General features: G+C 68.3%; 17 protein-coding genes. 8 read left to right on the top strand and 9 right to left on the bottom strand.

Annotation, left to right across the window (positions count from 1 at the left end):
• Window positions 1-25 precede the first annotated feature (25 nt).
• The 3 genes from ACI78T_RS17245 to ACI78T_RS17235 are packed head-to-tail and all read left to right on the top strand — an operon-like array spanning window position 26 to window position 3,569.
• Window positions 26-1,849: a hypothetical protein gene (locus tag ACI78T_RS17245; protein ID WP_456559347.1), complete on the top strand. Its 1,824-nt coding sequence runs from the start codon at window positions 26-28 to the stop codon at window positions 1,847-1,849.
• On the top strand, window positions 1,846-2,739 hold the full coding sequence (locus ACI78T_RS17240; RefSeq protein ID WP_456559346.1) for a hypothetical protein: 894 nt from the start codon (window positions 1,846-1,848) through the stop codon (window positions 2,737-2,739). The genes ACI78T_RS17245 and ACI78T_RS17240 overlap by 4 nt, the downstream gene beginning before the upstream one ends.
• Window positions 2,736-3,569 (top strand): DUF6339 family protein, encoded by an 834-nt coding sequence (locus ACI78T_RS17235; protein WP_456559345.1) that lies wholly within the window; start codon window positions 2,736-2,738, stop codon window positions 3,567-3,569. The genes ACI78T_RS17240 and ACI78T_RS17235 overlap by 4 nt, the downstream gene beginning before the upstream one ends.
• Here ACI78T_RS17235 and ACI78T_RS17230 read toward each other — a convergent pair.
• Window positions 3,526-3,939 carry a very short patch repair endonuclease gene (locus ACI78T_RS17230; RefSeq protein ID WP_456559344.1) on the bottom strand — a complete coding sequence of 138 codons (414 nt, stop codon included), beginning with the start codon at window positions 3,937-3,939 and terminating at the stop codon, window positions 3,526-3,528. The two genes, ACI78T_RS17235 and ACI78T_RS17230, sit on opposite strands and share 44 nt — an antisense overlap.
• Before the next feature lie 249 nt (window positions 3,940-4,188).
• Between ACI78T_RS17230 and ACI78T_RS17225 the strand changes: the two genes are divergently transcribed.
• A complete protein-coding gene (locus ACI78T_RS17225; protein WP_456559343.1) occupies window positions 4,189-5,244 on the top strand; it encodes a DNA cytosine methyltransferase in 1,056 nt (351 codons plus the stop codon).
• Window positions 5,245-5,833: 589 nt separating this feature from the next.
• Here ACI78T_RS17225 and ACI78T_RS17220 read toward each other — a convergent pair.
• Entirely contained in the window at window positions 5,834-7,984 is a 2,151-nt protein-coding gene (locus ACI78T_RS17220) for a BbrUII/HgiDII family restriction enzyme (RefSeq protein WP_456559342.1), read from the bottom strand.
• Complete coding sequence (locus ACI78T_RS17215) at window positions 7,944-9,074, bottom strand: DNA cytosine methyltransferase (RefSeq protein ID WP_456559341.1); 1,131 nt, start codon at window positions 9,072-9,074, stop codon at window positions 7,944-7,946. Before ACI78T_RS17215 ends, ACI78T_RS17220 begins: the two co-directional genes overlap by 41 nt.
• A gap of 411 nt (window positions 9,075-9,485) precedes the next feature.
• Between ACI78T_RS17215 and ACI78T_RS17210 the strand changes: the two genes are divergently transcribed.
• Window positions 9,486-9,848 (top strand): DUF1330 domain-containing protein, encoded by a 363-nt coding sequence (locus ACI78T_RS17210; RefSeq protein WP_456559340.1) that lies wholly within the window; start codon window positions 9,486-9,488, stop codon window positions 9,846-9,848.
• A gap of 2 nt (window positions 9,849-9,850) precedes the next feature.
• Window positions 9,851-11,167: an ABC1 kinase family protein gene (locus ACI78T_RS17205; RefSeq protein WP_456559339.1), complete on the top strand. Its 1,317-nt coding sequence runs from the start codon at window positions 9,851-9,853 to the stop codon at window positions 11,165-11,167.
• On the opposite strand, the gene ACI78T_RS17200 is transcribed toward ACI78T_RS17205, so the two are convergent.
• The 3 genes from ACI78T_RS17200 to ACI78T_RS17190 form a co-directional block, all read right to left on the bottom strand.
• Window positions 11,161-11,907: an enoyl-CoA hydratase/isomerase family protein gene (locus ACI78T_RS17200; protein ID WP_456559338.1), complete on the bottom strand. Its 747-nt coding sequence runs from the start codon at window positions 11,905-11,907 to the stop codon at window positions 11,161-11,163. The two genes, ACI78T_RS17205 and ACI78T_RS17200, sit on opposite strands and share 7 nt — an antisense overlap.
• Before the next feature lie 115 nt (window positions 11,908-12,022).
• Window positions 12,023-12,883 (bottom strand): HNH endonuclease, encoded by an 861-nt coding sequence (locus ACI78T_RS17195; RefSeq protein WP_456559337.1) that lies wholly within the window; start codon window positions 12,881-12,883, stop codon window positions 12,023-12,025.
• A gap of 110 nt (window positions 12,884-12,993) precedes the next feature.
• Entirely contained in the window at window positions 12,994-13,338 is a 345-nt protein-coding gene (locus tag ACI78T_RS17190; RefSeq protein ID WP_456559336.1) for a nucleotide pyrophosphohydrolase, read from the bottom strand.
• Window positions 13,339-13,445: 107 nt separating this feature from the next.
• On the opposite strand from ACI78T_RS17190, the gene ACI78T_RS17185 reads away from it, so the two are divergent.
• Window positions 13,446-15,332, top strand: a complete 1,887-nt coding sequence (locus ACI78T_RS17185; RefSeq protein WP_456559335.1) for a DNA/RNA helicase domain-containing protein — start codon at window positions 13,446-13,448, stop codon at window positions 15,330-15,332.
• Between the two features lie 71 nt (window positions 15,333-15,403).
• Here ACI78T_RS17185 and ACI78T_RS17180 read toward each other — a convergent pair whose 3' ends face one another.
• The 3 genes from ACI78T_RS17180 to ACI78T_RS17170 form a co-directional block, all read right to left on the bottom strand.
• On the bottom strand, window positions 15,404-18,715 hold the full coding sequence (locus ACI78T_RS17180) for a TM0106 family RecB-like putative nuclease (RefSeq protein WP_456559334.1): 3,312 nt from the start codon (window positions 18,713-18,715) through the stop codon (window positions 15,404-15,406).
• A 152-nt stretch (window positions 18,716-18,867) separates the two neighbouring features.
• Complete coding sequence (locus ACI78T_RS17175; RefSeq protein WP_456559333.1) at window positions 18,868-19,917, bottom strand: hypothetical protein; 1,050 nt, start codon at window positions 19,915-19,917, stop codon at window positions 18,868-18,870.
• A 224-nt stretch (window positions 19,918-20,141) separates the two neighbouring features.
• Window positions 20,142-20,879 (bottom strand): excalibur calcium-binding domain-containing protein, encoded by a 738-nt coding sequence (locus tag ACI78T_RS17170; RefSeq protein ID WP_456559332.1) that lies wholly within the window; start codon window positions 20,877-20,879, stop codon window positions 20,142-20,144.
• 234 nt (window positions 20,880-21,113) lie between these two features.
• On the opposite strand from ACI78T_RS17170, the gene ACI78T_RS17165 reads away from it, so the two are divergent.
• Window positions 21,114-22,361, top strand: a complete 1,248-nt coding sequence (locus ACI78T_RS17165) for an MFS transporter (protein ID WP_456559331.1) — start codon at window positions 21,114-21,116, stop codon at window positions 22,359-22,361.
• Window positions 22,362-22,434 lie beyond the last annotated feature (73 nt).

Genomic DNA, 22,434 nt, shown 5'->3' with positions numbered 1-22,434 from the left:
TCGCAATCAGCTCGGACGTCCCCCCGTGGATCCCCTGACGGTTTTCGTCCGCGAGACCGCACAGAACTCGTGGGATGCCCGCCTGCCAGGTCAGCAGACCGTCTATCGCCTGGAACTGACCACCGTCGCGGCGACACACCGGCCGACGTGGGAGCGGTTGCTCACGCCGCCAGCGGCCGTGCAGGAGCATCTCGGCGTCGGGCGGGCAGTCCGCGCAACCAATCTGACCCTGCTCTCCGTCGTCGACCGAGGGACGAAGGGCCTCGGTGGTCCGACGCGCGCGGACCAGATCGCCGAGGAGCGACGGGACTGGGTGTCATTCGTCTTGAACGTCGGCGAGAAGCGGGACACGGCCCAAGGGGGAGGCACCTACGGCTACGGGAAGGCGGTCCTCTACCGGCTCTCGCGGGTGGGCACGATCCTGGTCTATACGCGCACCGCAGGAGAGGACGGTCGCCTGCAGTCGCGGCTGATTGGAATCGCTCTCGGCAGTTCCTTCGACACGCGGGACCGGGTCGATACGGCGAGCAGGCCTTTCACCGGTCGACACTGGTGGGGCGACGTGCGGGACGACCACGTCGAACCGCTCGTCGAAGACGCCGCCGATGACGTCGCCCGGGCACTTGGCTTGACGACCTTCGACGCGGACGAGTCCGGGACCACCCTGGTGGTCATCGATCCGATCCTCGACGACTTCGACGACGTCGAATCCGCCGCTGCCCATTTGGCGGAGACGATCGCCTGGCACCTCTGGCCGATCATGCTGCCGGAGCGCGGCTCCGCGCGCCTGGCGCCTGAAGTCATCGCCGGCGGGACTTCGTTCCCAGTGCCTGATCCCGCTCGCCTCTACCCCTTGAGAATGTTCGTCTCCGCCTACCGCCGCCTGCGGACGGATGGCGCATCGGTCCTGGAAAGTCGCAGCCCCCGTCAACGGCTTGGACGATTCGCGCTGGAACGCGCGGTCGTCGTCCCCATGGCTCCGGGCTCCGGCTCTCTCGCCTCGAGCTTCGCCGGCATTGAGGGCGACCCTCACCACGTGTGCCTGATGCGGTCCCCTGAACTGGTCGTGCGCTACCACGAAGGACCAGTGACGACGTCGGTGAACAGCGTCTACGCCGGTGTCTTCCGCGCCGACGACGAACTCGACGACGTCTTTGCAGCTGCGGAGCCACCGACCCATGACAACTGGGTTCACGAGCAACTCACCGGCCATGCACGCACATTCGTCAGCGTGACGTTCAGGCGCTTGCGCGAGCATCTGGCCGTCTTCCGGGCACCTGTGACGGCGGCCCTTTCCACGACGTCCGATGTGGCTCTCGGCGCTGCGAGCAACTTCCTCGGCGGCCTCGTCGCCGCCGCCTTCGCCGGGCCAGACATCAATGACAGGACAGGGTCCGGTGGCCGCGGACGCGGAGAGGGCGCCGGAGGGACCGGCTCTCGCGGATCCGGCGGGGCGGGCACCGGCGCGCCAGGAGCGCCAGGAGCGCCAGGAGCGCCCCAGAAGGATCGAGCACGTGTTAGCGCGCTGATCGACCCATCCGTACAGGAACGGGATGGCGCGGTCGTACTCGTAGCGCGGTACGGCGTCACCGGGCCAGGGCCGGTTCGACTCGACGCGCGGCTTTCGGTCGCCACGTGGGACGGTCGGGAGGAAGACCCTCCCGCTGGCGCGGACCGTCCCAGGGTGGCCTCCTGGACAACGTCCGAGGGGACGGTGGGCGATGACTGGTGCACCGTTCTTCCGCCCACCGAAGTGGAGCTGGTCGTGATTCCGGTGGCCGACACGGCGACCGACATCAACGTCCTAGCCACGCCGCTCCCACACGGACAGGAGGGGAGCCGCACGTGACCCGCGCCTTCCCCTTCCTGCGCCCGCCGGCCGACGTGGTGACGCGCGGACCGTGGTCGCGACTCTCTGCTGACGGCGGCGAGCCGCTTCCGGACACGCTCCTCGACTGGGACTACGACACCACGTTGTCGCTCTTACGCCCCATGACGGTCGACGGGCTTCGGGCCCGACGGCTCAGTGGCCTGGCCGACGACGCAGAGCTGGACGTGAGCGTTCAATGGCTCGCCACGAGTTCGGCGTTGCGTGGGCGGGCATGGCGGTCGGCTCTGCCGGCCGTCGATGCTTTCGAGCCGAACGTCGCCTTCCAGCTGCCCGGCGGCGAGCTCGGCGGCACTCTCGAACTCGTCACGAGCATCACGCTCCGCCGATCGTCGCCAGGGTCCTCCCCCGCGGCGGCAACCAGGCCTGGGAGTGTCCTGTGGTCGGACGAGTACCGGGTGCTGCTCCAGGGGGACAACACTCTCTTCCCTATCGCCCCGGCCGACTTCCACGACCTGCCGTACCCGACCAATGCCGGCTGGTACCTCCACATCGACGAGGACTTGGAGGCCGCGGCACTCGGATCACTACTGCTCCTCGTGAATGAACGCCACGACGTGGTGATGCACGCCTTGGATGCCGCGGCCTCCCCGACTGAGGGAGATCGGCGTGTCCTGTCCACACTTCGCAGCGACGTGCTCCGGGTCTTGGTGGAGCAGGCGCTGACACACGAGGACCTCTCGGACGACGTGGAGTACCCCGCCGGCTCCCTGGGCGCTCTGCTCACGAACGTCGTCCGCAACGCCTTTCCGGCATTCTCGCTGGAAGCGCTACGCCGCGAGCGGCAGACCGCGCCCGCGCTCTTCAGCAGTCGTATCCAAGCCGCCTCGAGCCTGTTGGTGGGTCCGTGAGCGTCCTCTACCCACGGTTGCTCGGCGATGCCGCCCGCGAACTCCACCAGACCTACCAGCGCGCCTCGATCAGCGAGCTGCGTGGCCAGCACGCGCTTCGCCACCGCTCTGCCGTCTTCGCTGCGACCGGTGGGCGTCGAGTCACGTCGGACGAACTGCAGCGCCTTCGCGACGACGTGGTCGCCGTCGCGGAACGAGCCGGCTTCCCCGAGGAGGGGCGACGCCAGGACCGGGTCACCTTCGACATCGAGATCGCCCAACTGCTGCACGAGCGGTGCGGCCTGGTCGCAGGTGAGGCGGCCGTCCGTTCCATCTGGGCGTTCCTCGCCCTCGTCCTCCTACCGGACGTCTCGTACTGGCGCTATCCACGCCCCCCGGGGGACCGTGTCCTCGGAACGGACATCACGCGGCACGTCTGGGGAAGGTTGTGGTGGCGGGCGCATCTGCTTGCCCGCCCACAGGAGTTCGAGCGCTACCGACTCCTCGACACCTTCGGCGAGGCCGCGTTCGATCAAGTCTTCGCGCGCCGTCGGTCGATCGGTGGGAGTCGAGCGCTGGTACGGACGCTCGCAGAGGTCTGGCCGTCGGTCGAACGAGGAGGAGTTCCGGAGCGAGAGGTGCTCATCGACGTGCTGAAGCGGCTCTCCCGATGGGGGGCAGTCGTGGACTTCGAAGCCCTCGACGAGGACGAACTTCGCCGGCAGGTCCAGGACGCGACGACCGAGTCGGCAGCGCTCCTGCGAGTTCGCGAGGAGCCAGCTCGGGCGCGGCACGCCAGTACGTCGACTAGCCGCCTCGGAGAGTTCGTTCGATCACGTCTACGACCATGACGGGCTTCTCGTGCTCCCAGAAGCGGAGCACCCGCCATCCGAGTGCCTCCAGGTGCTGGTCGGTATCGCGATCCCGTGCCGTGTTCCTGGCGAGCTTCGCCACCCACCACGCATTGTTGGCAGCCGGAACAGAGGCGTGAACAGGGCAGGAGTGCCAGAAGCATCCGTCGATGAAGACCGCCACCCTCCGGCGACTGAACAGCATGTCCGCCCGGCGCCGCGGCATCCCGGGCAGAGGGGCATCGACCCTGTAGCGAAGTCCACGACGATGCGCCTCACGCCGCACGGCGACCTCCGGCGCAGTGTCCCGACGACGCGCACGGCTCATACGCAACGAGACCTGTGGGCTCGATGCAAGGGGCCGGTCCATCAACGCAGTTCCCCTCACCCGCCTGCTCGCATGTCGGTCATCGCACCCCTCACACAGGCAACGCCCGCCTCACGCGGGACTTGTCGGTGGGCGCGCTTACGTTGCCTTCGAACCACTGATCGATAGTGTCGACGAGACGTCTCGCGTGCCACCGACTGCGGCACGCCAGCAAGAACGGTAGGTGCAACCTCGGTGCAGGAAGCTGACCACCACCCACTGCCGACTCCCTCCGCGCCGAAGCCCCTCCGAATGATCGACCTGTTCGCTGGCTGTGGCGGGTTGACGTCGGGGTTCACCTCCACCGGGCGGTTCACACCGATCGCAGCTGTGGAGCACGATCGCGCCGCCGCGTCCACGTATGCAGCGAACTTCGGCGAGGACCACGTCTACTGGGGCGAGATAGAGGACTGGGTAACCGGCGACCTGCCTGACGCCGACATCGTCGTCGGTGGACCGCCGTGCCAGGGGTTCTCGAACCTCGGCAAGCGCAGCGCCTCGGATCCGAGGAACGAACTCTGGCGTTCCTACATGCAGACGCTGATCAAGGTGCGCCCAAAGGCCTTCCTTCTGGAGAACGTGGACCGCTTCGGTACAAGCGACCAGTTCGTGTCCCTCCTCCGCGAGACGATGCCCGGAGGACTGCTGCAGGACTACGAGATCGACGCGCGCGTCGTCAGGGCAACCGATTTCGGAGCGGCACAGCTGCGCCGGCGATTCATCGTCATAGGCACCCACCGGGATTTGGCGCAGATCAAGGTCCCTGCGGGTTCGGTTCCCAAGGAGGAGTGGCGCACGGTACGAGAGGCGCTGAAAGGCTTGGCAAAGGACGTCGACCCGGACGACCGTGATCTGCCGTCCGCGACCACGCAGTACTTCGGGCACGTCGTGCCTGGCGTGTTCAAGTCACCGGACCTGCACATCACGCGGTACTACACGGACCTGTCTCTCGAGCGGTTCGGGCACATCCGGGAAGGGGGCAACCGCCTCGATCTACCTGACAAGCTCAAGGCGCCGTGCTGGATCGGGCACTACAAGGGCTCGATGGACGTCATGGGCCGAATGCACTGGGATCGCCCGTCGGTGACCATCAGGACCGAGTTCTTCAAGCCCGAGAAGGGTCGCTATCTACATCCTGATCGCCACCGGGCCATCACCCATCACGAGGCCGCCCGCCTACAGGGCTTTCCCGATGAGTTCCAGTGGTGCGGCGGCAAGCTAGACATCGCACGTCAAATCGGCAACGCCGTACCAGTTGAACTAGCGAGCGGCCTGGCAAGACACATTGCGGCAGGCTTGGGGCGCTAGCTCTCACGCGCGAATTCCCGGGACCGCCACTGACGGCCCAACGCCGCTGCCACCGCAGGGGCCGGTCGCCGGCGCGATTTGGGCTGCCCGACAACCTCGACGCCCTCATCGCCGCCACGCGTGCCGACGACGTGCCGCCGATTCAGCAGATCAACGAACGGCATCGGGTTGTCGATGCTCACGCGCCGCGAGACCGGCCCGTGCATCGTGACAAGGTCCTGGGCCGACGCCGGCGCCATGCGAGCCGCCACCGAGAACGTCCATCCCCTCCGCCTCACGCAGGCCCCCGCGCCCAGGGGCTCGTCACGAGAAGGGGAAGAAGGCCGTCTGCACGGGAGCGCCGGCCGGCGACGGAGCGGGCGCCCCGGTCACCTAGGCCCACCTTTCCCCGACCACCTGAACGAGCTCCTCGACGCCTACCGCCACAACGCTCGAGCTTTGTGAGCGCAATCGTCGCGTGGTGGATCGTGGCCATGCTCGCACGCCGGCATATCCAACCCGCGGCATATGGCGCCATTACCGGCGGGGTGCCAGACTGCGTTCAAGTGAGGGCCCCGTCAATGACCGCTCCGCGACAGTTGACGCAGCCCTAGTCCGCAAGGGCGTTTAGCACTTCGGAGACTCGCGTCAAGTCCTTATTCTTCTCAATGTATTCCGAGTATTGTGCGCGGGCCTTATGGACCAGCTCCTGATAGCGGAAGATGCGCCCATTTAGTTCCGCAACCCGCTCCCGCGCGTAGTCGTCGGCGTTCTTGCCATATGGCGCCTTTCTCGCAGTGGGTTTCTCCCCCACTACGAAGATTAGCTCATGGGGCTCGTCCGACCGACCGGTCTCCTCCAGGATCCTTCGAAGCGCATTTACGTACGTCAACCCTTGATCATAGAGAACATCTACGTCAACCTTTACGCCAGGGCGCTTCAGCTCGATAATCACATGTCGGTTTTGGACATTACAGTAGCGCAGGTCAATCCGTTTCAGCGGATCTTCCTCTGGGCGTTCAGCTCCAAAGCTACTCGCAAGCTCGAATATCTTCTCTTCCATCTTCACGTCTTGCGAGATCCTGTCCCAGGCGGGATCGAGCAGCCACAGGCTGGCATGCAACTTTTCCTGCAAGACTTTTTCCAGAACATTCTCCCCGACTCCCTCTTCGAAGCTTTGGATGGTTTCGACGCGGGCGCGAATGAGGTCGAGGTACATGGCCGATTCGTAACCCTCGAGAGTGCCGAGGACGTTCAGGATGTCGCCACTCTGCATGGTAGAGAGCTGATTGAGCTTCTGCAGATCCTCTCTGAGTCCGATGCGCTCGAACGCCACGATCCCGGATTGAAACAGGCGCCGCCTGTCCTTCGCAGCATCGGTACTCTCGGGGATCGTCAACGACTCGATCGTGCCCATCAGCTTCGTCGCAGCGTCCTGCTGATACGCGGGAAGTGACTCGATCCAGTTCTTGATTGGCGCGTTGTTGGCCAAGACCTCCTTGGCCTTCTTCTTAGGTCGCCAGTCAGACCACTCTTCGGACGCCTTCAATAGAGCCGAGCGCAAGAATGTGCGCAATGCAAGAACGCGCGGGTCGTCCTCCATCAACCGCTGGCGGTCGCTCGTGGCGATATCTTCCTGCTCGTCCGCATCCAGGAAGTCCGCCCGGATCTGCCCCGTGATGTAGCTGACGAATACGCGGCTGAAATCGAGGCGCTCGACTATCCCTTCTTGGATTGGCCGACCACGCGACAGGATGATGATGTTCTTGAGGGACCCAGCGTCCTCGTCCTCAACGAGCTGGTCGGGCTTCGACGTCGTCCCGAACCAGCCCGTGACCCGCCAGCCTGAATCTCCCGAGACCTGGTCGGCGACCACGGTCCTGTGGACTGTGTCGGAAAGGACACCAGCCGGAAGCACTTCGGATCCAAATTCCCAAAGGTATTCGATCTTCTTGAGTTCTACGCGATCGGCAAAGGTGATTGGCTTGTCGTTGATGGTAACGTAGAATCGATCTCCGAGAGCGTGCGCATCCGTTGATCTCAGGAATGCGATTTCGCGCCTGATGGCCTCCATGGCCGACTCGCCATCAAGGGCAACTGGAGGCGTCAAAGAAAGCACGTCGAACCGACGAGCAACGCGCTTACGGAGGGCGTTGATCGCGATATCGATCCTCTGCCGACGGAGCTCGGTCAAACGGATGACCGTGCCGTGTGGACCAAGAGTGGCCAGCGGGTCTATAGGCTGAGGATTGTATGCCTCGTCCGCCTCAATTTTTTCCTTCAGCGCATCCACCTCGATGCGCAAGGCGTTCTGCTGGCCATCTTTAGCGGAGTGCACCTCCACCGTACCGGCGATGGAAAAGACTGACAGCTTTCCGATACCCTTCCGCCCCATGTAGGCCCGGTGGTATTTACTGCTCAGTCCACCCTCTGTGACACGCTTGGGATACCCGACCGTAAGGAACTTCTCTTGGAGATCGAGTTGAGTCATACCCCGACCATCGTCGCGAATCTCTATGAAGGGGTCTTCACCATCACTGCTCCAAGTAATCTCAACCACATTGGCATCCGCATCCCAGGCATTCGCGACCAACTCGGACACAACAGCGGCCGCGTTGCTGTAGAGGTTAATACCAAGGGCCTCGAGAACGGACATACTGATCTTCATCTCATAGGCGCCACCACCGGTAGTGCCCGACTCTTGCTGAGCGTCCAGCCTTTCACTCATCAACAAGCCCACCGGCTCCAGCGGGGCGAACACGTCCCGACACTGCCGCGGCCGGTACATCGCCGCCTTCGTCTCGCTTACTCACAACAGCCCCGATCGCCTCGCCGACAGCCCGACCGAAAACTGGCGGAACAGCATTGCCTATCAACCGTCCAACCGCCTGCATTGACGGCTTGTCCCCACCGGGAATAAATCTGTATGCGCGCGGGAACCCCTGAAGCATGGCCGCCTCGCGGAGAGTCAGGCTGCGATCCTGTTCAGGATGACCGAAGCGCCCTGTACCGAAGTTGTAAGACTGAGTCGTGATCGTTGGCGAAGGTACATCCCAGCGCATACGTCCGTAGAACGCCTGGAAGCTCGCGCCAGACTCCTTGCGGTGACACGGCGCCAAGAGTTCGTCTGGCCATTCTCTCCAGGTGCCACCCGGCGTAGAGGCTTTCATGCGAGCAAGATTCATCGGCGTGAGGCGACGAGCAGCATGAAGTGGATCCCGCGGGTCAACTTCCCCGTGAGCAAGCTTCGGCAGCTTCCCGATTGCCATTCGCACTGTCTTGAATTTTCCAGGCGTAACACTTCCTTCCGGGAGCGAGATGCTGCCCACTCTTGACGCAACAAGCACCAAGCGCCTCCTCTCCTGCGGCAAGCCGAAGGCGGGGCCGTAGAGAGTTCCGAACTTGGCTTCATACCCCAGATCGATCAGACCCGAGACGAATCGTTCGAATACGGGCATGCGTCCTAGACGAGGAACGTTTTCCATCGTGACGAAATGGGGTACCGTCTCCCCAACCAGTCTCGAGAACTGCGTAAGCAAGTCCCAGTTATTTTCAGCGCTGGTGTCGGCACCGCGTCGGTGACTGGAAAACGGCTGACACGGCGCACAGCCAGCAAGTAGGCGATACGGACGCGACTCCGACCAGAGATCATTCAAGTCCTCTCCAGTCAGTTCTCCAACGTCGCGCAACAGGAACCTTGCTTTGATGTTTCGCTCATATGGATAAGCACATGCTGGGTCAAGGTCGACGCCAGCAGCTACATCGACACCGGCTTGCTTGAGGCCAAGGGATAGGCCTCCGGCCCCACAAAAGAGATCGACCGCGGAGACCTGGGACGAGGCATCTGGCATGGTCAAGACCTTAGCCAGGACCTGAGACAGTTGCGGCGCGCCAGCAGGCCGTGTCGCGCGAGGCGGGGCCTTCCGGACAGGATGGCGGCGAAGAGCTCCGGCATTATGCGGTAACGCCGATGCTTCCAAATCCTCAACCCGCATCATGCCGCGGCTGCAGGAGCGGATGGGGTTCGGCAGCCTCAGCATATGCTGCTCGACGGGCGCACCGGTCGCACAGTCAGCGTCACCGCGTTCGAGACCCGCGACGCCCTCGCGCTGGTCCGCAAGCAGTCCAGGCACCTGCGCGAGCAGTTCGCCGGCCATGGGCGGCCGCATCGTCGACATCGCCGAGATGGACCTCGCCGTCGCCGACCTGCGGGTCCCGGAAACGGTCTGACGGACTGAGGAGGAGCGCCGTAGCGTCGACACATGGCGATCGATCCCTGCGGTGCAGACCTGAAGCGCTACCTCCAGGAGGACCCGGGCGGCCCCGTGGTCATGCTCAACCTGCTCCGCTTCGCCGAGGGCGGCCGCGAGTCCTACGACCAGTACGCCAAGGCTCTCTCCGAGACCTTCCTCCCCCGCTACGGCGGCGAGGTCGTCTACGCCGGCGACGGCGGCACACCGCTCGTCGCCGAGCAGGGCCAGGACTGGGACGCCGTCCTCCGCGTCCGCTATCCCTCCCGCGAGGCGTTCAGCCGCATTGTGGCCGACCCCGAGTACCAGGAGGTCACTCACCTGCGCACCCAGGCGCTCACCGAGGCCGTGCTCCAGCCGACCACCCCCTGGTAGCCATGCCGGATCAGGACGAGGGGACGCCGACGCGAGGCCGCCTCGCCCGGACGGTCCGCCTTGCCGCACTTCCGGCCGCCTTCGCCGGCCGCACCGCCCTCGGTCTCGGCAAGCGCCTCAGCGGCCGCCCCGCGGAACTGGTCGCCGAGCAGGTCCAGCAGCGCACCACCGAGCAACTGTTCGCCACCCTCGGCCATCTCAAGGGCGGCGCGATGAAGATGGGCGAGGCGTTCTCCGCCATGGAGGCCGCCCTCCCCGAGCAGCTGGCCGGCCCCTACCGCGAGACGCTAATCAAGCTGCAGGAGGCTGCGCCGCCCATGCCGGCCGCCCGCGTCCATGAGCAGCTCGAGGCGTCGTTCGGACCACGCTGGCGCGAGCGCTTCCGCGAGTTCGACGACCGGCCCGCTGCGGCCGCCAGCATCGGGCAGGTCCACCGCGCCACCTGGTCCGACGGCACGCCGGTGGCCGTGAAGGTCCAGTACCCGGGTGCCGGCGAGGCGCTCGTCGCCGACCTGAGCATGCTGCAGGGGATCTCCCCCATCGCGAAGGCGGCGGTCCCTCACCTCGACGTCCGCGAGCTCTTCACGGAGCTGCGCGAGCGGTTCGTCGAGGAGGTCGACTACGCCCGCGAGGCCGAGGCCCAGACCGCCTTCGCGAACGCCTACCGCGGCGACCCCGACGTCCTGGTTCCCGAGGTGCTGGCCGTCGAGGGCGAGGTGCTCGTGACCCGGTGGATCGACGGCACTCCCCTGTCTCGCGTCATTGCCTCCGGCCCCCAGGCGGAACGCGACCGCTGCGGCACCTCCCTCGTGCGCCTGTTCACCTCCGGTCCGGCGCGGGCCCATCGGCTGCACGGCGACCCGCACCCCGGCAACTTCCGGCTGATGGACGACGGCCGGCTCGGCGTCCTCGACTTCGGGTCGAACCAGCCCATGCCCAATGGCTGGCCCGCGCGGCTCGGCTCCCTGCTCGCCGCCGGGCGGGACGGCGACGCCGCGCACCTGCACCGCATCGCCGCCTCGGCCCATCTGCTGCGACCGGACGACGTCACGCCCGCGGCCCTGCTCGCGCTGCTCGACCCGTACCTGCTGCCGCTGCGCAGTGAGCGGTACGCGTTCACCCGCGGCTGGCTGCAGGAGCTGACCCGGCGAGCCTCCGACCCGCTCGGTTCCGCCCAACGAACCCAGCGGAAGCTGTCCATCCCCCCGCACTACGTGCTGCTGCAGCGGGTGGCCGCCGAGCTGGTCGGCGTCCTCTGCTCGCTGAACGCCACCGTTGCGGTGGACGGCGAGCTGCGTCGGTGGCTGCCCGGCTACTGAGCCAAGCGGCGCATCGACCACATCTGCGCGGGGCGCTCGGACTGCATCGCGACGTCCCACGGGATCGCGCCGTTCACGACCTCCTTGCGGAAGTTGCCGACCGCGATCCGGGCGAGCTCCGGATCCGCCGCCACCCGCTGGGCCAACTCGATCGCCCGGTCCTCGACCGCCGCGTCGTCCACCGACTCCCACGCCAGCCCGAGCTCGACGGCCTTCTCGCCGTCGATCTCCTCACCGAACAGCGCCATCGCCGCCGCGGCCTCGCGGCCGATCAGCCGCGACAGGATCACGAAGTGGCCGCCGCCCGGGTGCATGCCGCGCTTGAGGAAGCCGGCGAGCAGTCGGGCGTCGCGCGCCACGATGCGCAGGTCCGCCGCCAGCAGCATGTTCATGCCGGCGCCCACCGCCGAGCCGCGCACCGCCGCCACGGTCGGGACCTTCACCTGCCCGAGCCGGTAGAAGGAGTCGTAGATCTTGCCCATGCCCTCGAAGGCGTCGGGCGCCGCCGGATCTTTGCCGGCCGAGGTCAGCGTCGCGATGTCGCCGCCCGCGCAGAACGACTTGCCCACCGCCCGGATCACCAGCGCGCCGACCTCCGGCTTGGCGTCCACCTCGTCGAACGTGGCGATCAGCTCGTCGGCCATCGCCGGCGTCAGCGCGTTGCGCCGGTCCGGAGCGTTCAGCGTCACGATCGCGACGCCGCCGGCCACCTCGAGCAGCACCTCACCGGATCCGGCCACGAGCCCACCTTCCTGCCGAGCGGGCCGACCGGACGTCGGCCACGGGATCTGCTGGCATCAGAACACGTGGCCGAAGGTGCCGCTCACACGGCCCGGCCTGCCCCACCGAGGCACGTCACTGCAACCAGTCACATAGCTTGTTGTGCTCCGCCAGAGCGTTGCTGCTGGGTGCATGGGTGGGATTGACCGCACGACGGATCTGCCGCTCGTCGAACTCCTCGTACTCGCTGCCCCGCAGTTCCGGGGCGACCCGAACGGTCCCGAACGGCATCACCGTGAGGAGCCGTAGGTCGAACAGGGTGTGGAGGTCCGCCCTGAGCAGCAGACCATTGCCCGGCGCGTGGGACCCGAAGTCCCGGAACGGCCGGATGTGCGCAGCTTCCAGCGTTGCCTCGACCTGCGAGCCAGAGACGCAGCAGGTGCGATCGAATGCCTCGAGAAGCCCCTGACGAAAGGCGCGTTGACCGCGCCGGACCGCGATCAACCGCTGGGCGTAGTCCCGCTGGTCGATGTCCGCGGGCGGTTCGATCTGCGCAGCGGCGAGGAAATCCTCCAACGCTTGCTCGATGCCGCTCCTCCGCGGGAACAGGGCACTGAGAGTGCGTACTCCTTCGTCGGTCATCCGACTGAACTGGGAGATCTGCACGTGGTGCGTCAGTCCAGCCATCGGCGCGGCATCGGCGGCCCGGAACGGGATGTGGCCGCTTGGCTCACTCACCACCTCGATCGGGACCAGGTACTTGTAGGTCCGATCGTCATCCCAGGGCACCCAATCGCCAGGGCCGACTCGACGAGGCACTCCCGTCACCCGGCAGTGCACCAGCCATCCCGAGTCAGGCAGCGGCTTCCAGAGGAAGAGGTCGTCCCCCACCCTCGCGCCGCCGGCGTTCGACGGTGTGCCCCACAACCCGTGTTCCTTGCACGTCTTCCAGTTGTCCAGATGGTCCGCCGAAAGAGAGTCGACCCAGCCCGTCAACAGTCATGACCTCACCCGTGATCACCGGGGTGAAGGCATGTCCTCGCCGGAAGCCTGTTGGGCCGCGGTTCGCTGCCGCCGGACGGCGACACGTCATGCTGCAGGAGCGATCAGTGTCGTTCAGGTGCGACACCCCGATAGCCGTCCGCCGGAAAGCGCGCCTCGTTCCGCGTCAGCTTGCTCGTCGCCGCAGCCGCCAGATCGACACCGGCCACGTCGGCGAGCCGGACGAGGTACAGCAGGACGTCCGCCAGCTCCTCCCCCAGCCGCTCGCCCAGCCCAGGGTCCACGACGCCGTCCGCCGCGGATGCCGGCAACCACTGCACGAGCTCAGCCACCTCGCCGACCTCCCCGGTCAGCGCCAGCGTCAGCGATTTCAGGTCGTGGAACCGTCCCCAGTCCCGCTCCTCCGTGAAGATGCGCATTCGCGCGGTCAGGTCCGCCAGATCCGTCACCGCTCGAGTATCGATGCCGGTGAAGCGCCATCGCCCCGGCTAGGGTGATCCGAAAGCGGAACGACAGGCTTCCGAACCTTGGACATGCCCCTCCCGCACGTTGATTCGTGCTGCCCGGGGACAGGTTCGTGCCACTCCTTCGTACGTCCGGCAAGGGCCTCGCCGACCTCGCGCGCGTGGGCCGCATCGGCTCGACACTGGCCACGCAGATGGCACACCGAATGAGCCGTTCCGCCGCCCAGGCCGAGATCCGCTCGTGGGACGTCAGCCTCACCGCCCTCGCCGCAGACCTGGAGCAGGCCGGCCTCGAGAACGTCGAAGTGCTCGCGGAGTTCCAGCTCCCGCTGTCCAGCAAGCGGATCGACGTCGTCCTCGCCGGAGAGCACCCCACCCGAGGCGGGCCGTCGTACGTCGTCGTCGAGCTCAAGCAGTGGACCCGGGCGTCCCTGTTCGAGGGTGAACCGGAGCTGGTATTGCAGCCCAGCTACGGCAGCCGTCCGGTGCTCCACCCGGTCGCCCAGGTGCGCGCCTACGGGGAATACCTGCTCGACTTCGTCACCGTGCTGCACGGGACCACGAATGTCCTGGCCGGCGCCGCCTATCTGCACAACGCCACCGACGACGGCATGGCCTCGCTGCGCGGTTACCCGCAGGACGAGCTGGGCCGCTTCTTCACCGCACAGGGCCGCGGCGACTTTCACGACTTCCTCCGCAGCCGCCTCTCCCCCGCCAACGCACCGATCTACGCCGACCGGCTGCTGCGCTCCTCGGTGGCGCCGAGCAAGCAGTTGCTATCCGTTGTTGCTGAAGAGCTGAGCGTCCGCGAGCAGTTCGTGCTGCTCGACGAGCAGCGCGTCGCCTTCGACCTGGTTTTGCATGAGGTGGAGAAGGCGCGTCGCGGTGACCACAAGAGCGTCGTCATCGTGTCCGGCGGGCCCGGCAGCGGGAAGAGCGTCATCGCACTGTCCCTGCTGGGCGAACTGGGACGACGGGGCATCCGCGTCGCGCACGCGACCGGCTCCCGGTCGTTCACGCAGACCCTGCGCCGCGTCGCCGGCCACCGAGCGCCCCGGACGGCGGCGTTGTTCCGCTACTTCAACCAGTTCATGGACGCCGACCGGAACGGGCTGGACGTCCTGATCGCAGACGAGGCGCACCGGCTGCGCGAGACATCGGCGAACCGATGGACCAAGGCCGAGAACCGGACTGGCAAGCGACAGGTGGACGAACTCATCGATGCCGCACGGGTGCCGGTGTTCCTGCTCGACCAGAACCAGGTCGTGCGGCCCGGTGAGATGGGCACCGTCGAGGACATCGAAAAGCACGCCCGCGGTCGCGGACTCGACGTGCACCAGATCGACCTGTCGGCCCAGTACCGCAGCGGAGGCAGCGCTGAGTACGTCGCATGGGTGGAGCGGCTCCTGGGCCTGACGCCCGGAGGTCCGATTCCGTGGGACGGTGACGAGCGCTTCGAGGTCCGAACCACGCCCTCGCCGTCGGCCATGGAGACCCTGCTTGCCGCAAAGCTCGCGCAGCACCAGAACGCGCGCATGGCGGCCGGCTACTGCTGGACGTGGAGCGACCCGCGATCCGACGGATCGCTGGTGCCGGACGTACAGATCGGCGACTGGTCCCGGCCGTGGAACCTCAAGGGCGACCGGTCAGTCGGCGGCGCGCCGCCCGCCGCGCTGTGGGCGAGCGACGACCGCGGCTTCGGGCAGGTCGGCTGCGTCTACACCGCCCAAGGCTTCGAGTACGAGTGGAACGGCGTCTTGCTGGGGCCCGACCTCGTCTGGCGGACCGACCGGTGGGTGGCCGTCCGCAGCGCGAATCGCGACCCTGACTTCCGCAACACCAAGAAGGTCAGCGATGCCGACTTCGACCTGCTGGTGCGCAACGTCTACAAGGTGCTGCTCACCCGCGGACTGCGCGGCGTCTACCTGCACTCGACCGACCTCGAGACCCAGCGCTTCCTGGAGCACCTCGTCGGCTGACTAGCGCATAACTCACCGCGGCGAGTCACTCAGCCTCAAGTCCTCGCCCAAGAGCAGCCGCTTCAGCCCGTTCACGAGCGCTCCCTACCCGACTTCACGGGGACGACCGTCGTCGACTCCACCAGCCGGCAGAGAGAGTTCACCCTCCGTAGCTGGTCCGGCGTCCGCACCGGCGCGTCCAGCAGCTCCGGGCTGAGCACCACGCAGGCCAGCGCCTGCGCCCGTGACACGGCGACGTTGAGCCGGTTCAGGTCGTACAGGAACGAGACACCCCGCGGCGCCTCGTCGGCGCTCGTGCTGGTCATCGAGTAGATGACGACCGGCGCCTCCTGACCCTGGAACTTGTCCACGGTCCCGACCCGCGCACCGGCCGGCAGGGTCGCCTTGATCAGCGCCACCTGCGCGTTGTACGGCGCCACCACCAGCACGTCCGACGGCCCGATCGGCGCCGCCTCCCCCAGGTGGTTCCGCCACGTCGAGCCCTGCACCGAGTGCCACAGCCGCGCGACGGCGTCGGCCTCCTGCTGGCTCTTGTCCGCGCAGGTGAGCTCGTGCTCGACCGGCAGTACCCGCAGACCGCTGCCCGACAGCAGGCCCTCCCCCAGCACCGACACCGGGTCGCGGCCGTCGGCCGCCTCCAGCCGGCCCTCGTACGCCAGATGAGACACGAAGCGGGTGAGGTCCGGGTGCATCCGGTACGACCGGTCGAGGAACACCCCACGGTCCTCCGGGATCGTCGCGTGCCCGTCGAGCAGGTGCTCCAGCGCTGAGGCGCCCGACGGGCCCGGGTGCACTGCCTGCGAAGGCTGGGCCAGCTGCTGCGGGTCGCCCAGCAGCACCATCGACTTCGCGCCCCGCGCCACCGCGACGGCGTTGGCCAGCGAGAACTGGCCAGCCTCGTCGACCACCAGCACGTCGACGGCCTCGGCCAGGTCCGCCCGAGTCCAGAACCACGCCGTCCCGCCGACCAGGTTCGCGTCGCCCCTCACCAGCGCCGCCGCCACGAACCCGTTGTCCGACGACCACGCCACGTCGTCGGAACCGCAGTGCTGGCTCTCGTCGCACTTCTGCAGGGCCGGCCGCCCCACCGCCTTCAGCAGGTTGCCGATCACCGCGTGGGAGGTCGCCGTGACGCCGACCTTCCTCCCCGCGTCCAGCAGCTCCCGTATCAGCGCCGCGGCCGCCGTCGTCTTGCCGCTCCCCGGCGGGCCCTGGATCGCCAGTACCTCGCCGTCCAGCGCCAGGCCGAGCCGCACGATTGCGTCGGTCGTCGTCTCGCCCTCGCGCAGCGGCGTTCCCGCGGGAACGCGCCGCTCGACCAGCGCCTGCCCGAGGCAGTCGCGACCAGCGAGCACGTCCTCACCCGTCGCAGCGATCGCCGCACGCAGGCTCGCGGTGTTCAGCGGCCCGGCGGGCCCCAGCCCGCGCGGCAGCGGCGGCTCCGCCGCGGTCGTCTTGAGGACGAGTCGACATGTCGCGATGTCGAGCTCGACCACCGTGCCGGCCCGCTTCGCGGTATCCACGTCGAGCGCGTCCTCCCCGGCGGCCACCTTCGTGTCCTGCACCGGGAACGAGTACTCGTACAGGTGGCTCCGCTTCTCCGGCCCGAGGTACCGCTCAAACGTCAGCCCGCCCAGCGCCGTCCCGTCGCGCTCGAGCTCCTCGGCGTCGAGATCCTGCAGCCGGTAGACCTCCCACCAGGCCGGCCGGTCCTCGCGGCGGTGCCAGCCCACGAGGTCACCGAGCAGCGGATGGCCGGCGTCGTGCAGACGGGCGGCCAGCTTCAGCTCGTCGGCCTGCGCCTGCGTCACCTTGGCGTCCGGCGCCTTCACCTCGACCGTGGGCCGCGGCAGCAGCCCGTGCGCCGCCTCCAGCTCGGCGCGCTGCTGCTCCAGCCAGTCGTGCAGCTCCCGGGTCGAGTCGACGTCCTCCTTGTTGTACGACTCGATCGAGGCGAGCTTCGCGGCGTCGCCGTCGACCAGCCACTGCTCGTAGACGAGCACGCTGCCGAGCCCGGTGGCCACCTCGCCCTCGTGCGCCCGGCCGTAGAACGCCTCGACCTTCTTGATCGAGTACGACTCCTTGCTGATCCGCATCGACTGCCGGACGACCGGATAGAGGTCGACGAACCGCTCCTCGCGCAGCAGCTGGTCCAGCTCAACCTCCCGGACGCCGTAGGTGCCGGTCAGCCGCTTGAGCGCGGTCACCTCGTAGGGCGCGTAGTGGTAGACGTGCATCGCCGGGTCGGCCTGCGCAGCGGTGACGATCCGGTCGATCAGGTCGGCCACCATCAGTTTCTCCGCCGGCCGATCGTGCGCCCACAGCGGCGTGGACGCGCCCGAGCGGTCGCCGAGCCCGGCGAGGTACTCGATGCCGGCGCCGTCCTCGAACCAGGGGTCGCCCTCGAAGTCGAGGTACAGGTCGCCGGCCGACGGCGGCGGCAGCCGGAGCAGCCCCATGCCGTCGACCGGTGGCAACAGCGTCCGCGACGGCAGCGCCGTCCGGCGCTCCCTCAACTGCTCGTCGGCCTGCTGCTGCAGCCGGGTCCGTGCGTCCGTTCCGATGCCCGAGGCCTTCAGCTGATCCGGAGACGCCGTCGCCAGCGACTCCAGCGTCGGGATGCCCGCCGTCCGCAGCGCGTCCCGGTGGTCGCCGCGCATGCCGGCGACCAGACCGAGATCGTCGGCCTGTCGCAGCTCGCCGTTGCAGTGCGACGCCCAGCGGCACTGTTCGCAGTAGCCGATCGGCGAGGGGCCCGTCTCCGGCGGCGCGGCGACGAAGGTCTCCAGCCGGGCCCGCGCGCGGCGGGCGTACGCGGCAACGTCGATCAGCCGCCACGGCCGCGACTCGCCGTCCCCGGTGACGACGTGGATGAACTCCGGCGCCACGCCCTGCAGCTCAGTGAGCCGCTCGGCGTACGTGGCCATCTGCAGCAGCGCCGCGACCTTCAGCTTCCGCGCGAGCTTGGTGTCGGCGATCTCGTACGACCAGTCGCCGAAGGCCGGGGACGGCGTCTCGACGCGAAGCAGGAAGTCGGCCTGCCCGCCCCAGGCGCCGTCGAAGAAGGTCCCCTGGTAGACGACGTCGACGCCACGGCGCATCGCCTCGACGGTCTGCGCCTCCGCGCGCCGGCGGCCCTCGGCGTCGAACGCCGTCTCGATCTCGGCGACGGACTTCCCGGCGGCGACCAGCGAGGTGAGGTACTTCTTCTCGTGCTCGAGCCCGCGGTCGAAGACGAACCGCAGCTCCTCCGTCGTCTCGACGTCCGGAGCGGCCCACTCCCCCACCGCCACGCCGAGGTCGAGCCGGGTCAGGTGCGCGCACTCCTGGTGGGCGGTCAGGTCGGTCGGGCTGAGCACCAACCGCCCGTCGAGTCGCTGCATCGCCCGTTCCTCCCCGATCGCCGCCGTCCGGCCGCCGCGGACGACTGTGCCTCGCCACAGGCGTACGGGATGCCACTGACACGAATCGGCCGCAGCGCGGCCCCGAGGTCCCGTGTCACCCGTCCGTGCGATCGGCGCCCGCGGCTCCCTGATCAGACATCGTCGAGGGGAAGCTCGCCTTCCTCATCGGTCCCGCTGGGCCGAGCGCCAGCACGGATGGCCGCCGCCAGTCCCTGACGCGTGGACGCCAACCAAGCCGTCATCTGCTCCACGACCTCGTGCTCCAGGGCGCCGGCCTGCAACGGGACCGGCATGGCCACGCCTCCTCGGTAGTCCACGACCTGCGACGGGAACGCCCGGCGCGCGACCGGAGCACCACTACCGAAGGACAGCCAGGCCGGCGAGCGGCCGTGCTCACCCCACAGGCCGAGACTCAGCCGCAGGGTGCAGATGACCTCGCCCAGGTTCATGCGGAGGCCGTACGCGAGGGGACCTCCTTCGGTGATGGTGTACCGCTTTCCCTTCGTGGCGATCCCGTCCCGCACGGCTGCGCTGTGAACTGCCTGGAGCAGGCCCGCGAGATGGCGGATCCGTCGCGGCGTCTCCTGATCGCTGCGCTGCTCGTCCGACCACGGGACGAACATGGAGTTGTCCACCTGCTCGACCAGCGCCAGCAGCTGCCGCGCGTCCTCAGCAACACCGCTGTCCGAGAGGCGGGCGAGCGGCTCGACGACGTCGCGCCAGCTGGCCAGACCGACGACCAACCCGGCGTCCGCGTCCCAGAAGTGCCACCCGCTCACCTGCCGGCCGGCAACCAGGTGGTGCTGCTCCTGGAGTTCGCCGACGAGGCCGGCGATGCGCCTGGGCGGGACGACGTAGACCAGGACGCCGATGTGCGCCGACGACGCGTCGCCCTCGGTGTGCTGCCTGCGCATCCGCTCGAGGTAGGCGCCGGAGAGCTGCGCCTTGGTGAGACCGGCCCAGAACTTGCCCTCCACCTGGAGCACTTCACGGGTGCCGTCGCGGCCCACGATGTCGGGCCGCCCGTCGGAGTCGCCGGCCTGCGTGGAGAACGTGAGGTCGGCCGGCAGATCCGGTGCGCCGGCTCGGACCTTGGCGATGAGGGCCGCACCGGCAACCGGGTTCTGCAGAAGAAGCCCCAGCCCCTCGGTCGCGGCCAGCTCTCCGTTGAGCGAACCCATCCGCCGCGCCAGCTGCGCAAGTAGTGACATACGCAGGATGTTTCCGCAGGGCGCAGCGACGCACGGTAGCCACACCGCGGAACCGAGAGGTGCCGTAGGGACCTCCGTTGAGAGTGGGTGCTTCCAAGGGGACAGCGGACGACCTGAAGCGAAAGGTGGCGCCAGGCTGATGTCGCCTGGCACCACCTGTTCGATGTCCTACTGCGCCGACACGTGCGTGTGGGCTACTCGCAACCGATGCCGTCCCCCTCGCGATCGAGGTGCCTGCCGTAGCCGGGGTCACCGACCCGGACAGGAGCAGCGCCGGCCGCACGTGCTGCATCGCAGTTCTTGTAGTACGTGGAGGCGGGCGCCTGCGGCTCGGCTGCGGCCGGCGCTGGTGCGGCCGGCGCTGATGCGGCAGGGGCAGGCCGCGTCACAGCCTGGGAAGGCTGCGCGGCCGCTGCCTCCCGCGCCGCGAGCTCCGCCTCCCGCTGGTCGAGCAGTGCCTTCTGCCCCTCCAGCTCCGCCATCCGCTGCGCGAGACGCGCCTCGCCCTCGTCGGTCGCCTGCCGGATCTTCGCCTCGGCCTCCGCGACCTGGTCCGTGAGGTCGTCGGCCTCCTGCTGCTTTTCTGTCAACTCGCTCTGGAGCGTCAGATACGCCGGCGACGCCTCGACGTCGGATTCGCCGCCGGATCCACCGACCGCCACGCCGATGAGAAACGCAAAGAGCGGAACGACCACGGCCGACGCTGCCAGCAGAGTCCGTCGCCTGGTCGGCTCCAGGCGACCGAAGGCCGCTCCGATACGGGAGCCGAGCGTCGTCGGCTTGACGCGGCGAAAGGTCAGCTCGGTCCGCAGCAGGCCCTGGTCCCGGCGGTCGACCTCCCAACCGTTCTTGCCCCACTTCGCAATCGTCTTGTCCTCGGTACCGCGGATCGCCTGCACGGAGGTGAACTCGTACTCCACGTCGTCAACCACAGCCGGGACCGTAAACACGAAGAATCGAGCCCCGACGGTGCCGCTCGGGCGGCGTCGAACCATTTCTCGTTCTGCGGACCCGGCAGCATCAGCGACCACTTGCCTCACCACCGGTATCAGGGCGGCCGTTCCTCCGGCTTCGCTAGACTCGGCGGCGTTCAGAACGTGTAACTACCTGCTGTCGGCCTCGCCGGCGGATCAAGGCGGCACGCCCGATCCGCACACACCGAGGTCATGACGCTCCCCCGACTCACCGAGTCCCCGCTCGTCCGCTCCGCGGGCTCCGCCTACTTCCCGATCGCCTTCATCGCGCGGCTGCCGTTCGCGATGATGGTCGTCGGGCTGCTCACCCTCGTCGTCGCCGAACGCGACTCCGTCGCCCTCGGCGGGCTCAACGCCGCCGTCGCCGGCATCGGCACCGCGCTCGCCGGACCGCTCCTGGGCGCCGCCGCCGACCGGCTCGGCCAGCGCCGGGTCCTCGTCCCGCTCGGCCTGCTCAACGCCGCCCTGCTCGGCGCCTTCGTGCTCGTCGTCGGCAGCAGCGCTCCCGACTCCGCCGTGCTGGCGCTGTCGGTGCTCATCGGCGCCAGCGCGCCGCAGGTCGCCCCGATGTCGCGCACCCGCCTGGTCGCGATCATCACCAGGCACGTCGCACCGCACCGCCGGGAGAAGCTGCTCACCGGCACCATGGCGTACGAGTCCGCCGCCGACGAGATGGTCTTTATCGTCGGCCCTTTCCTCGTGGGGCTGCTGGCCACCGCGATCGCCCCGTGGGTGGCCATCGCCGGCGCCGCCGTACTGACCGCCGTCTTCGTCACCGCCTTCGCCCTGCACCCCACCGGCCGGCTCCAGCCGCTCACGGCCGAGCAGCACGCGACCCGGGGCCCGGCCCGTGAGCTACTGAGCCGGCAGCTGGTGACCGTCGTCGTCGGCACCCTCGGCGTCGGCGTCTTCTTCGGCGCCACCCTCACCAGCCTCACGGGCTTCCTGGCCGCCACCGGCGACGGCGACCGCGCCGGCCTTCTCTACGGCGTCATGGGCATCGGCTCCGCCGCGCTGGCCCTCGGCTCGGCGGCCCTCCCCCAGCGGTTCACCGCGAAGGCCCGCTGGCTCGTCTTCGGCTCGGTGCTCCTCGCCGCGGCGGTCGGCTACGCGACGGCCCGCTCCGAGAGCGGCTTGCTGATCGCCCTCGCCGTCCTCGGGCTCGGCATCGGTCCCACACTGGTCGCGCTCTACAGCCTCGCCGCGGCGTTCAGCCCGGCCGGCCGCTCGGCGACGACCATGACCATGCTCGGTTCGGCCGTCGTCGTCGGCCAGGCGGTCGCCTCCGCTCTCACCGGCGCCGTCGTCGACCGGTGGGGTGCCGAGGTCGCGATCGCTGCCCCCGCGCTGGCCGCCGCGCTCGTCGTCGTCGCGGCCCTCGCCCACCGGGCGCCGGCCCCGCGGCTGGCCGAGCCGGTCCGGGAACTCGTCGACGCCTGACGGACCGCGCCCGCGGCCGTTGACAGCGCTGCCGGGCTGAGCAGCATGGCCCCTGCGGCGACGCCGCCCGGGC

Source organism: Blastococcus sp. SYSU D00922 (assembly GCF_054050495.1).
The sequence above is the reverse complement of the archived record's forward strand: the minus strand, read 5'-3'. Positions and strand labels throughout refer to the sequence as shown.

Coding starts and splice junctions, on each gene's coding strand:
- ACI78T_RS17230 (WP_456559344.1), bottom strand. CDS start 3,939: ATGGACCGGCCCCTTGCATCGAGCCCACAGGTCTCGTTGCGTATGAGC.
- ACI78T_RS17225 (WP_456559343.1), top strand. CDS start 4,189: ATGATCGACCTGTTCGCTGGCTGTGGCGGGTTGACGTCGGGGTTCACC.
- ACI78T_RS17215 (WP_456559341.1), bottom strand. CDS start 9,074: ATGCCAGATGCCTCGTCCCAGGTCTCCGCGGTCGATCTCTTTTGTGGG.
- ACI78T_RS17210 (WP_456559340.1), top strand. CDS start 9,486: ATGGCGATCGATCCCTGCGGTGCAGACCTGAAGCGCTACCTCCAGGAG.
- ACI78T_RS17205 (WP_456559339.1), top strand. CDS start 9,851: ATGCCGGATCAGGACGAGGGGACGCCGACGCGAGGCCGCCTCGCCCGG.
- ACI78T_RS17180 (WP_456559334.1), bottom strand. CDS start 18,715: ATGCAGCGACTCGACGGGCGGTTGGTGCTCAGCCCGACCGACCTGACC.
- ACI78T_RS17175 (WP_456559333.1), bottom strand. CDS start 19,917: ATGGGTTCGCTCAACGGAGAGCTGGCCGCGACCGAGGGGCTGGGGCTT.
- ACI78T_RS17165 (WP_456559331.1), top strand. CDS start 21,114: ATGACGCTCCCCCGACTCACCGAGTCCCCGCTCGTCCGCTCCGCGGGC.